We start from the raw sequence: 12,587 nt of genomic DNA, 5'->3' as shown, positions 1-12,587 counted from the left end.
CAACCCTCGAATATCAGAGTGGTCAAGCCCCGTGTAATGCTCCCCAAGAAGGAGTCCTAAAAAATCTTCCTATACCCCTTGACAGAGGGTCACTCATATCAGCAGTAGGAATCATCGGCCTTTAGGCCGGTGAGGATGTCAATATAAAGTAAATAAATTAAAGCTGCCGCCAAAGTGTGGCAGTTTTGTAATTTAAAGCGCAGGGAATAAAAAATTATTATACGTACTTATTCAAGCATATATATTGTTGATATATTGAATGTATAGTCTTAAAAAATAAAAATATTGAAGCATTAATCGTAAATTTATTTTTGACATTATTTGTAAATTTTCTTTACAAAAATAAAGCATAGATATTTATTTTTATAAATTTTATTTTGTTCACAAAAATCCGGATTAATTCTTTTACTTTCATTTTTGAATTATGTAAAATCAAATGCATGAAAATTAATTACATTTGTAGGTAATAAAAGTGAAGTTTACTCCGGGGCAAGAATGGACGTGGGGATTTGCTAAAGAAGGCAATGATGAACGTCTTATAATAAATCTGGTATCAGATGAAGGAGTACGCTATTGCTTTAGAACCCTATATAAAAGATCCGATTTGGCAGTTTTACCTAAAAACGGTGAAAGTTTGTGCATAGAGGATGCTTGTCTGCTTACCGATTTTCAAGAAGGTTTGTACTCTATAAATGTAAATAAAGATGAAGTCTGTCTGGATTTGGGATTAAATGCTGTTGCGTGCAGCCGTTTTGTGCGCAGCCCCAATCCTTCAGGACGGTTCTTTCTGCCGTTCGGTAATAAACAATATATAAAACGCGGGCAAGTCGTATCTCTTTATGGAAAAGCGGGCGGGATCGGCGATTTCTTTGTGCTTGACGAAATTCCTGACGGCAACGTTTATCGTTTAATGCTTTTAAATCGAGAATGGGATCTGGGAATGCATTTATTGAAAGTCGGAGCAATGCTGCGAGTTAGTGCTGATAGAATTTGCGCTTTCAGATCAATAAAAGGAACACGTACCGCGCGATACGCTTAAGTTTATTTTTTCTCCTAAGTTGAAAAGATCCATGTAATTTTGGATCGCTTGCCTCTCTTTAAAAATCGTTAGGGAGGCAATTTTTTATATGCGTGTTTATTTAAAAATAATCTAATCGTCAACAGTTCTTAATGCTTTAAATTTTGTCATTTGCTTTTACGAGTCTACATCTTCGTATAAGTTAAAAAAGAACGTTTTGGATTTAATTAAATAAGTAGTTTTAACTTTCTTTGTGTTTTCTTCCGTAATGTAGGTATGTATAGTTATCAAAAATCTTGCATGTTATAGTTGATGCTTAATTTTATAAAAATTTTCATCGATATTTTGCACTATTTAAAGAATAGGGAAAAGAAAACTAAAAGTTAAATTTCATAATTTTGAAAGTTGCTTAATAAATTCTCTGAATATAACCTGCTTTTTAAAAGATGATTTATGAAACAAATAAATATTATTTTTATTTGAAATTATTGTTAATTTATTTGACATATTTTTAGATATTATTTTTATAAATTGATTAAATTTAATATAAATTTCAATTTGTTAATTGATTTTTTGTTACTGTTTTATTTGTTTGAATAAAAGATATAAATTTTGATATTTATCTTTATGTTTTTATTTGTGAAATAAATATGAAAGTTTTACAAAATTAAAATTTTTATTATGAAATTTTCTTTCATAATATATGAAAATTTATTTAAAATATTTTCTATGATTGATACGGGAGATTAAAGCAATAAAAGGTCTATGTAAAGCTAAAAAACCATTTTAATTTACATTTGTAATTAGTATTAGTTTATTGATGCTTTGTTTGTATTCTTGATGAATAATAAAACTTATCTTTTTTAATAAATATTGTTGTGTTTCTTTGCAAGTAATAAGTTGTGTTTTTAATATTTTTCCTTAAATTGCATTTAAAATCACGAATGTCTATGTTTATTAGTCTGATAAAAACTCATGTGTTTAAATTTACAGTTTTTTTGATTCTATTGCTCTGAGAACCTGATATCTTAGGCCTTTTGCTTAGTTAAAACTATTTTTAGCTGGCTCCATAATTGTTTTAAATTTTCTGCCCTATTCTGTAGTTTTTTTGAGAAAAAGACATGTGATAAAAAGTTTCTTTGACAATTTTGTGCATTGCATTCATGATCGTAGGCAATGTTTTGGGGTTAAAATTAAATAGTTCTTCTAGATTCTCAGAACATCAAAAATACACATGTATAAAAAGGAGAAAAATATGCCTAGCTTAAAGGGAACTCAAACCGAGAAAAATATTTTGACCGCCTTTGCAGGTGAATCACAGGCCCGTAATCGCTATACTTACTTTGCCTCTGTTGCTAAAAATGAAGGTTATGTCCTAATAAGCGAGATCTTCACTGAGACTGCCAATCAGGAAAAAGAGCACGCAAAGCGCTTATTTAAATTCCTTGAAGGCGGCACTGCAGAAGTTACAGCCTCTTTCCCCGCCGGTATTATCGGTGATACTGCAGCAAACCTCGAGGCTTCAGCTAAGGGTGAAAATGAAGAGTGGACCGATATGTATCCCAGCTTTGCCGCAACTGCACGTGAAGAGGGATTCCCTGAGATCGCCGCTGTAATGGAAAATATCGCTATTGCTGAAAAGCAGCATGAGAAGCAGTATCGCTCTTTGTGGCAGCACTTAACTGACGGCACTATGTTCAAGCGCGGCGATAAGGTTATATGGCGTTGCCGCAACTGCGGATTCATTTATGAAGGAACCGAAGCCCCTAAGGCATGCCCTGCTTGCAACCACCCTCAGGCCCATTTCGAAGTTTTGCGTGATCAATATTAATTAAAAAATTTTGAGGAATATCTCATTTTTTTATAAAAATATGATATAGTACGCGTACTCCTTATGTTTGTTTGATTGTTTCCCCCGAATCGTATGACTCGGGGGTTTTTTTTATGTTTTTTCTGCTGTAACTGAAGCTTTTTGGGCTGCTCCTGCAGCTGTGTTTGCCGCTTTTGCTGCTGTTGCGGTGGCGGCAGGAGTGTTTTGACCGGTTGAAATATAGGCACTGCGCCGCTTTAACAATCTTAAGGCAAAGGCCCGTTCCCATGCGTGCTGATTTCTTAGCTCATGGCGTCCTGCCCAATAACTTACAAAGGCATTAAGCTCATTTTCGGTGAAATCAGCGTTATGAAGACCCGCCATAAGACAGGTTTGCGCGAAGTTAGATCCGGGACGCCAGGATGCACTCATGGCAAAGGGAGATTGCGGCAGTAAAGTTGTATCGGCACTAAAATAAGGCAGAATGACATTGCATCCTTGCCACGTATCGGATTGCTCTTTTTTTTTGATAAAACCTAAGGCATTAAGCTCATTTAAAAGTCCGGTAATGAGCTTCTCTGTCGGAATGAAAGGACACTCCAGGCTTATTGTTTCCATCGCAAGACTTAATGCAGGCAGATCGATAAGGCATAAGCCGCGTTCAGCCATAGGTCTTAGGTAAAACAGATATAAAGATCTGGCTTCATGACTTAGGCGCTTATCGTTAAGTTTGGCAAATTCAATGTTATTCATCAGGCGTCTCTGGTACCTGGAACTTTTGTTACAAGGTTTTTGCCTGCAATAAAAGCGTCAATATTTGCAAGAACAAGCTTTGCCATTTCCATACGGGTATAGGTGGTGGCACTGCCTATATGCGGGGTTAAAACGACGTTGGGGCGGTTAAACAAGGCCTGCGGAACAGTCGGTTCATGCTCGAAAACATCAAGACCTGCCCCTGCGATAGTTTTATTATCAAGAGCTTTAATTAAAGCGTCAGTATCAACTAATGCGCCGCGGGCGATGTTGACCAAAAATCCGTCTGGTCCTAATTTTTCAAGGATTTCTTCATTTATGCAGTGGAACGTTTCTTTGGTTGACGGCATTGCGATGATTAATGCGTCGCACCATGAAGTCATATCTTTTAATGACGTAAAGAATTTATAGGAAACGTCTTTTTTACTGTGAGCAAAGTAGGCAATATCGCATTTAAATGCTTCAAGTCTTGCGGCAATTGCTTTACCGATGCGGCCAAGACCTGCTATGCCGACTTTAAGCCCGGTTAAGGAAACGCCCAAAGGCATTACGGATCCTTTTTCCCAATCTTTGCGCTCGATAAATTTATGGGCTTCGATCATTTGTCTTGTTACGTTAATGAGCAGTGCTACTGCGGTATTGGCAACGTCGTCATTCAGGACGTTCGGGGTATGGCTTATGAAAATATTGCGTTTTATAGCTTCATTTACGTCAATTCCGTCATATCCGACTCCGAAATCAGCGATCATTTTGACATTTTTGAACTTTTCGTAAACTTCTTTTGTAATTTTGGTTCCGCCTGAAACAAGAAGAATATCGGTTTTTTCATAAGCTTTTTTGAGTTCATCGGCATTTAAGTCTTTTTTTTCGGAATATTCTCCGCGTTTTTTTACTTCATTAATCAAGTAGTCAGGAAGGGAAGAATCAGTATATTTAAGAATATGATACGTCATGGAATAAGCCCTCGAAAATACGTCAGCATGATTATACGCAAGAGCATGCAGAGAAAATTTACGGTAACTCAAAAATTAATTAAAAATTATCATTAATAACAGTTGAACAATTATTCAACTGTTATATAATGCTAACAGTTGAATGGTTGCTCAACTTTTGTTTTTAAAGGATTAGTAATATGAAATTACGCTGCGATATAAAAGGTCTTGATTGTCCTCATTGTGCTTTGTCTTTAGAAAAGAAGATTGCCGCTCTTGACGGTATTAAAAACGCTAATATCAATTTTCCGCTGCAGTCTTTAGTTATCGAAGCTGATGACAATCTTGATGAAGATGAATTAATCGAGAAAGTTCAAAAAGTAAGTGATGATTTTGAGGATGGAATTTCAGTAAATTTACGAGATTAACCGGAGAAAAAGCAGAGGCGGAAAATGTTGCAAAGTATCGATCTTAAAACTAAGTTAAGGCTGTCTTTTGCTTTAATAGTAATGTTGATGCTGTTGTTAAAGCTTGATATCAATAGCTATTTAAAGCTTGCTTTGTTTGCTTTAGCTTACGTTGCTGTGGCATATGAAACGGTGATTGCTGCGTTTAAAACTTTATTTAAGCGTTTTCGCATGTCTGAGCAGTTTTTAATGTCGGTAGCAACATTCGGCGCTATAGCCCTTGGCGATTATGCAGAGGCTTTGGCGGTTTTAATTTTCTATGAAATAGGCGAAATTTTTGAAGAGTATGCCTCTGGTCGTTCTCATAAAGAAATTACTTCACTTATTGCGTTAAAGCCGCAAATAGTAAGAGTAATTGATAAAGACGGCAATGAGTTGAAAGTTAAGCCGCGCAAAGTTAAGGTCGGTCAAACTATAAGAGTACTTGCAGGTGAGGCTGTTGCACTTGACGGTACTTTAAAAAATGATTCTGCCGCAGTAGATATGAGTGCCTTGACCGGAGAGAGTGAGCCGTTTTTGTATAAAAAAGGCGAAGAAATACCGTCAGGCGGTATCAACATGGGCAGTGTTATCGAGCTTACGGTAACCAAAGATAACAGTAATTCATCAATTACAAGATTAATTGAACTTATTGAAGATGCTGCAGCCAATAAGTCAAAACCCGAAGCTCTAATTTCCCGCTTTGCGGTTTATTACACTCCGCTTGTCGTGACATGCGCGATTATTTTAGCTTTGGTTCCGTTGTTTGTTGCCGGTGAAAGTTTTTCGGATTGGATAGAGAGAGCTCTGGTTTTCCTGGTTGTTTCTTGTCCTTGCGCGCTGGTTTTGTCGGTACCGTTGTCGTTTTTCGGCGGTCTTGGCGCGATATCTAAAATCGGCGTGATGGTAAAAGGAAGTATTCATATTGAAACTTTGTCAAAATTAACTGTTTTGGCTTTGGACAAGACCGGAACCATCACTCAGGGTAAGTTTAAACCTGCAGATTTTATAGTAGATGACGGATCATCAAAATCCGAGCTTTTATCTTGTGTTTATGCTCTTGAAAGCGCGACGACGCATCCTATCGGCACTGCTATAGTTAATTACTGTAAGATAAACGGCGTAGAGCTTAAAAAGGCTGAAGCAATTCATGAAGTGTCCGGATATGGAATTGAAGGTATTATTGACGGTAAAAAAGTAGCGGTCGGCAGTCGGGAGTTTATTGAAAAAATTACGTCAAGAACCGATCTTGATCAAAGCAATGTAATAGGAACAGAAGTACTTGCTGCCGTTGACGGCAGGTTTATCGGCGGAATCGTGCTAAATGATGAACCTAAAGCAGGAGCTTTGGAGTTTTTCGGTTCTCTTAAGTCTTTGGGGATCACTTCCTGCATGATAACCGGTGATAAGGAGTCGGTTGCAGCTAATATTGCAAAGCGTCTTGGTATTGAAAAATATTATGCAAAGATGTTGCCTGAGGATAAGCTAAAGGCAGTTAAAGATCTTAAAACAAAATCTACTGCGGTAGTGGGATTTGTCGGTGACGGAATAAATGATGCTCCGGTATTGGCGGCTTCAGATGTGGGTATTGCAATGGGACAGTTCGGATCTGCATCTGCCGTAGAAGCATCTGATGTGGTTGTTATGAATGACGATTTAAGGAAGATCCCGCAGGCGATATCTCTTGCCCGTCGTACTTATAAACTTGCGATGCAGAATATTGTTTTCGTTATTGCCTGTAAGCTGCTGATTTTGGTTCTTGGCGCTATGGGCATTGCCGGAATTTGGGTGGCGATTTTCGGTGATGTGGGGTTATGCGTTCTTGCAGTATTGAATGCCATGCGGGCTCTTACTTGGGTAAAAGTAAAACGCGGTGGTACAATCAGCTAAGGACAGCATAAATATACGCATAAAAATAACAATATCATTTAAATATAAAAATCGCGACGAAAGTTCATAAAGAAGGTATGCAAAATGCAAAAGCAGAGCTTTGATATTGTAGGCATGTCCTGCGCGGCTTGTGCCGCGCGTGTAGACAAAGCGGTTAGAGAGGTTGATGGGGTAAACGACTGTAGCGTAGCACTGCTTAAGAATCGTCTTACGGTTATATATGATGAAAATAAGGTCAATGATGATGTTATAAAGCAGGCAGTGCAGAATGCCGGATATAAGGCGCTTGACTCTGCAGCTAAATCCTTTGCGGCAAAAGTCGATGATGCGGAGGTAAGGGCGCAGAAAAGACGTTTAATTTTAAGCGTGGTTCTGACTTTAGTTTTAATGTCGGTATCCATGGGCCCGATGATCGGAATGATTTTAATTTCCGATGCCGCAGTCAGTGCTTTGGTGCAGCTTGCTTTGACTTTATGCGTCATGTTTATTCAGCGGGATTATTTTAAAAACGGCTTTAAGGCGTTATTCCATTTTTCTCCCAACATGGATTCCCTGGTTGCGGTAGGAGCCGGTGCGTCATTCCTGTTTTCGCTGTTTTCTTTGCTGAATCTGCATATAGGAGACAGCTATTCGGTTTTGCATGACAGCGTGCCTCTTTATTTTGAATCAGTAGCGACGATTTTAACTTTGGTTTATGTCGGAAAATATTTTGAACAAAAGGCAAAACTTAAAACGACGGATGCCGTGGCCAAGCTTATGGATTTGTCGCCTAAAACAGCACGTGTAAGACGTAACGGCAAAGAAACGGTAATTAACGCCGACAACCTTAAAATCGGGGATGTGGTGATTTTAAAAGCAGGTGAAAGCGCTCCTTGTGACGGTAAAGTTATATCCGGGAATGCTTTCTTTGATGAAAGCGCGTTAAGCGGCGAAAGTCGTCCGGTAAAAAAGGAAGCAGGCAGTGATATTTTTACCGCGTCAATTTTAAGTCAGGGGTATATCGAGTTAGAGGCAAAAGCAGTAGGTGCTGATACTACATTTTCAAAAATTATTGCTCTAATTGATGATGCGACTAATAAAAAGGCGCCGATAGCCCGCATTGCCGATAAGGTGGCAGCGTACTTTGTTCCGGCAGTGATTTTAGTGGCTCTCCTTACCTTTATTGTTTGGATAATTTTAGGAGCACAATTTTCTACAGCGTTGACTTTTGCCGTAAGTGTTCTGGTTGTCTCATGCCCTTGTGCTTTAGGCTTGGCCACTCCGACTGCGATTATGGCGGGAACAGGTAAGGCGGCAAGTTACGGTGTATTGTTTAAATCTCCGGATGCCATTGAGGTTTTGCATAAAGCTGATACTGTTATTTTTGATAAGACCGGCACGTTAACTTACGGAAAAATGGCGGTACGCTTTATTAAATCGCAGGATAAAGCACTTGAAAGTATTAATTTGATGATGGCAAAAAGTCTTGAGGAAAAAAGCGATCATCCTCTTGCCAAAGCGATAGTGGCAAAAGCTGATGAACTAAAGCTGGTAAGTTTTCCCGTGACTGACTATAAATTAAATGAAGGTTTAGGGGTTGAAGGTCGTATCGGCGATGATATGTATTATTTGGGCGGAACGCGCTATCTTTCGCATTTAGACATCAAAGTTTTGCCTGAAATAAAAAAACAGATTGATGACTTTGAAAAAGAAGGTCTGACTGTTTTATGCCTTATTAAAAATAAAGAGCTGCAATGCCTTTTTGCTGTCGGTGATGACATTAAAACTGAAGCTTTCGCTACGATAAGAAAATTAAAGGAAGAAAATATAAAGACAGTTATGCTCACCGGAGACAGTGCGGGAGCTGCGGAGACTGTGGCGAAAAATCTTCAGATAGATGAGTATCGAGCCGGATTGTTGCCGCAGGATAAGGCAGATTTTATTAAAGAATATCAAAGTAAAGGACATACTGTTGCAATGGTCGGTGACGGAATAAATGATGCTCTGTCGCTTACGGTAGCTGATGTCGGAATCGGGGTATCGGGAGCAAGTGATATAGCTTTAAGTTCTTGCGATGCGGTGCTTATGAAAGACAGTCTTTACGATGTGATCATCGCAAAGATAATGTCGGGTAAAACTATTAGAAATATAAAAGAAAATCTCTTTTGGGCTTTTATTTATAACGTTATCTGCATACCGATGGCGGCAGGCGTCTTTTATTCAAGCTTCAATTTGCGCTTGACCCCCATGCTTGCGGCGCTGCTTATGAGTATGAGTTCACTGTGCGTGGTTACTAATGCTTTGCGTCTTACCGCCGTTAAAGTCAAACGTTATGAAAAACAGAATTTACAAGTAAACTTAGAGGATAATATTATGAAAAAGGAAATTTTAATTGACGGAATGCACTGCAATCATTGTACTGCTTCAGTAACCAAAGCTTTGTCAGCTTTGCCGGGAGCCGGTGATGTAGTTGTTTCGCTTGAAGATAAAAAAGCCGTCTTGAATGTCGGAGCTTTGGTAAATGACGAAATGTTAAAGAGCGTTATTGAAGCTTTAGGCTTTAAAGTCACGGCAATCAACAATTTGTAAGTTATGTCTTTAAAACTTGATGAAGCGGATTTGTTGATTATTGCCTTATTGCGTGATGAAGCGCGTTTGTCGTTGCGCGATTTGGGCGCAAGAGTCAATTTATCCGCTCCGGCCGTAGCTGCACGTCTTAAACGGCTTGAAGATGCGAAGATTATTGAAGGTTATCGGGCGGTCATAAGTGCTGATAAATTTGCTCTTGCGTTTGAGGCCCTGATTTTCGTGAAAGTCATACCGGCAGACAGCGAGCGCTTTATTGATGAAATGAAAGCGCTTCCTGCAGTAAGTTCATGTCTAAAAATAACCGGTGATTATTCTTATATGCTGACGGTATCTTTTCCTAAGATAGATGCGTTAAATCACTTTGTTGACAAGTTGAATATGATGTACGGAATGACTAAAACTTCAATCATTCTTAACAAAGAGATTTCGTTACGATCGCCTTTTACTTTAGATACATTAAGATTTAAAAACTGATAAAAAATCGCTTGATAATTTAATGTATAAAGGCAACCGTATAGTGTTTTTTAGGTACAATATTGCCGGATGATTTGAAGCTGTTTTTAAGCTTGAAAGCCTCTTACTGTAAAATCGGTTTTTCGTAAAGATGACGGAAATTGTAAAGTTAGGTTTTGCAGTTAAAAGGAACCGATAAGAAGTTAGAAAATCCGCTAAGGACAAAGAGGATATTTAAAATGTGGGATTATTCAGACAAGGTTAAAGATCATTTTTTGCACCCACGCAACGCACGTGTTATTGAAGATGCCAATGCTATCGGCGATGTCGGCTCAATTATTTGCGGTGATGCTTTGCGTTTGATGTTAAAAATCAACCCGACAACCAATGTAATTGAAGACGCTGCTTTCCAGACTTACGGATGCGGCAGTGCTATCGCTTCATCTTCTGCGTTAACCGAAATGCTTATCGGCAAGACCTTGGAAGAGGCGGAAAAAATCACCAATCAGACCATTGTTGATTATTTAGGCGGATTGCCTCCTGAAAAAATGCATTGCTCGGTAATGGGCCGCGAGGCTCTGGATGCGGCTATTGCCAACTATCACGGCAAGAGCTATGAGCAGGCTCATGATGACGGTGAAATCGTATGCCATTGCTTTGGTGTCGGCATCAATAAGATAAAGAAGGCCGTTTGGGAAAACCATTTGACTACAGTTGAAGAAGTTACCAATTACACTAAGGCAGGCGGCGGCTGTCAATCATGCCATATGCGCATTGAAGAGATCATTGATGAGGTTTGGGTAGATCTTGAAAAGTGCGGCGTACCCCGTCCCGGCTTTACTCCGACTCCGATTCAAGGCATCAAGATCAATGTTTCAACTGAACCTGCAGTTTCGGCAAGCGGTGCTGCTTTGGATGAAACTACTTTAAAATCACCGATTTATGACAAGGCGGTAAGTGTCATTAATGAAGTTGCCGCAGGTCTGAAAAAAGACGGTTCCGATGCCGAGCTTGTTGCAATTGCAGGTGATACCGTGACCGTAAAGTTATCAGGTGCTGTAGCAGTAGGCCTTATGCAGGATATGACTTTGTCCTTTATTGCAAAGAAACTTACAGAAGCTGTAGGTCATGACGTAAAAGTCGTGGTTCGTTAATTAAGGAATAGTAGATGAGAGATGATGAATTAGGCGTAGGCAAGGGAATTTACCTTGATAATAACGCCACTACAAGAATCGATCCTAAAGTGGTTGAAGCAATGATGCCGTATTTTAATACTTATTACGGTAATCCTTCTTCACAGCACGGCTTCGGCTTGGCTGTAGACAGGGCTATCAACCATGCCCGCGAGCAAGTGGCGGATTTGCTCGGAGCCGCTCATCCTGATGAAATTATTTTTACTTCTTGCGCCACCGAATCCGACAATACTGCAATTTGGACTTCTTTGTTCACGCAAAAAGATAAAAACGAGATTGTAACGACCAAGCTTGAACATCCGGCTATTTTGGATACCTGTTCATTTTTGTCAGGACGCGGTGTTGAGGTTAAGTATTTAAGTGCCAACCACTTAGGTGATATCGATCCTGCCGAATTTGAAAAACTGTTAAATCCGAAGACTGCATTGGCATCCATCATGTGGGCCAATAACGAGACCGGAAATATATATCCGGTTCCTGAAATGGCGGAGATAGCGGCAGCTCACAATGTCGTATTTCATGCCGCCGCGGTGCAGGCGGTGGGCAAGATCCCTATTAATCTTAAAGATACTAAGATTAATATGCTTTCTTTTTCAGGTCATAAGCTTCATGCTCCCAAAGGCATAGGCGCTTTGTATGTTAGAAGAGGAACCAGATTCATTCCGTTCATGCACGGCGGTCATCAGGAACGCGGACGTCGCGCCGGTACCGAGAACGTACCGTACATTGTCGGTTTGGGTATGGCTTGCGAGCTTGCCAAATCACATCTAGATGATTTGAATACTCGTGTAAGAGCTTTACGTGACAAACTTGAGAAAGGCATTGTTAACACCATTCCGGAAGTTATCGTTACCGGAGATAAAACCCATCGTACGCCTAATACTTTAAATGTCGCATTTAAGTTTGTTGAAGGTGAGGCAATTCTGCTTATGCTAAATGAGTACGGAATCGCTGCCTCATCTGGATCTGCCTGTTCTTCAGAATCCCTTGAGCCTTCGCATGTTATGCAGGCAATGGGTATTCCGTTCTCGGCAGCTCACGGCACTATTCGTTTCTCATTGTCACGCTTTACTACAGAAGCTGAAATTGATGAAGTGCTGCGTGTACTTCCCGGCATTATTCAGCGTCTTCGTGATATGTCTCCGTATTGGAACGAGAATAAGCCTAAACTTATCAATGCCGATCATGAATTTGATCCGGATAGTGATGAACGTCATTAATAAAAATCAGACTTAAGTTTATTAAACTCTGATTTTTAATATGGAATAAGCCCCGATATATAAGTTGTCGGGGTTTTCATTTTAAAAAGCAAAAAAACGATTAAAAGCAGTAAATATTACCTATAGAATTTCTCTAAGCTTAGTTAGCTCAGCTTGAGTAGTCGCCCAGCTGGTGGCAAAACGGATTACACTGCTGTTATCATTGTACTTTTCCCAGAATCCGGTTGCTACATGTTGTTTTAGAATTTGCTGTTTGGCGTTGTCTACAATTTCCTAAATTTACAGTCTAGGTAAAATCATCTTT

Annotated in this window: 10 protein-coding genes; 8 read left to right on the top strand and 2 right to left on the bottom strand. The window is 39.4% G+C overall.

The features are described 5' to 3' along the window. Positions 1–472 precede the first annotated feature (472 nt). Positions 473–1,039: a cell division protein ZapC domain-containing protein gene (locus HMPREF9444_RS03410; RefSeq protein WP_009142956.1), complete on the top strand. Its 567-nt coding sequence runs from the start codon at positions 473–475 to the stop codon at positions 1,037–1,039. Between the two features lie 1,234 nt (positions 1,040–2,273). Then, the gene (gene rbr, locus HMPREF9444_RS03405; protein WP_040909165.1) at positions 2,274–2,849 is read left to right on the top strand and encodes a rubrerythrin; all 576 of its coding nucleotides are present in this window, start codon (positions 2,274–2,276) and stop codon (positions 2,847–2,849) included. 111 nt (positions 2,850–2,960) lie between these two features. On the opposite strand, the gene HMPREF9444_RS03400 is transcribed toward rbr, so the two are convergent. Both HMPREF9444_RS03400 and HMPREF9444_RS03395 read right to left on the bottom strand, forming a co-directional pair. Beyond that, positions 2,961–3,581: a DnaT-like ssDNA-binding domain-containing protein gene (locus HMPREF9444_RS03400; RefSeq protein ID WP_009142954.1), complete on the bottom strand. Its 621-nt coding sequence runs from the start codon at positions 3,579–3,581 to the stop codon at positions 2,961–2,963. Then, entirely contained in the window at positions 3,581–4,534 is a 954-nt protein-coding gene (locus HMPREF9444_RS03395) for a 2-hydroxyacid dehydrogenase (protein ID WP_009142953.1), read from the bottom strand. The genes HMPREF9444_RS03400 and HMPREF9444_RS03395 overlap by 1 nt, the downstream gene beginning before the upstream one ends. Positions 4,535–4,713: 179 nt before the next feature. On the opposite strand from HMPREF9444_RS03395, the gene HMPREF9444_RS03390 reads away from it, so the two are divergent. From HMPREF9444_RS03390 to nifS, 6 genes are all read left to right on the top strand, one after another. After that, entirely contained in the window at positions 4,714–4,941 is a 228-nt protein-coding gene (locus HMPREF9444_RS03390; protein ID WP_009142952.1) for a heavy-metal-associated domain-containing protein, read from the top strand. 24 nt (positions 4,942–4,965) lie between these two features. Further along, positions 4,966–6,849 (top strand): heavy metal translocating P-type ATPase, encoded by a 1,884-nt coding sequence (locus HMPREF9444_RS03385; protein ID WP_009142951.1) that lies wholly within the window; start codon positions 4,966–4,968, stop codon positions 6,847–6,849. 84 nt (positions 6,850–6,933) lie between these two features. Continuing rightward, positions 6,934–9,417 carry a heavy metal translocating P-type ATPase gene (locus tag HMPREF9444_RS03380; protein WP_009142950.1) on the top strand — a complete coding sequence of 828 codons (2,484 nt, stop codon included), beginning with the start codon at positions 6,934–6,936 and terminating at the stop codon, positions 9,415–9,417. Positions 9,418–9,420: 3 nt separating this feature from the next. After that, entirely contained in the window at positions 9,421–9,891 is a 471-nt protein-coding gene (locus HMPREF9444_RS03375) for an Lrp/AsnC family transcriptional regulator (protein WP_009142949.1), read from the top strand. A 218-nt stretch (positions 9,892–10,109) separates the two neighbouring features. Beyond that, positions 10,110–11,024 (top strand): Fe-S cluster assembly protein NifU, encoded by a 915-nt coding sequence (gene nifU, locus HMPREF9444_RS03370; protein WP_040909164.1) that lies wholly within the window; start codon positions 10,110–10,112, stop codon positions 11,022–11,024. Positions 11,025–11,038: 14 nt separating this feature from the next. Continuing rightward, complete coding sequence (nifS, locus tag HMPREF9444_RS03365; protein ID WP_009142947.1) at positions 11,039–12,283, top strand: cysteine desulfurase NifS; 1,245 nt, start codon at positions 11,039–11,041, stop codon at positions 12,281–12,283. Positions 12,284–12,587: the final 304 nt, after the last annotated feature.

Origin of the sequence: Succinatimonas hippei YIT 12066, from assembly GCF_000188195.1 — a bacterium.
GTDB classification, from domain to species: domain Bacteria; phylum Pseudomonadota; class Gammaproteobacteria; order Enterobacterales; family Succinivibrionaceae; genus Succinatimonas; species Succinatimonas hippei.
Note: the sequence above shows the minus strand (reverse complement) of the source record. Positions and strands in the feature narration are given on the sequence as shown.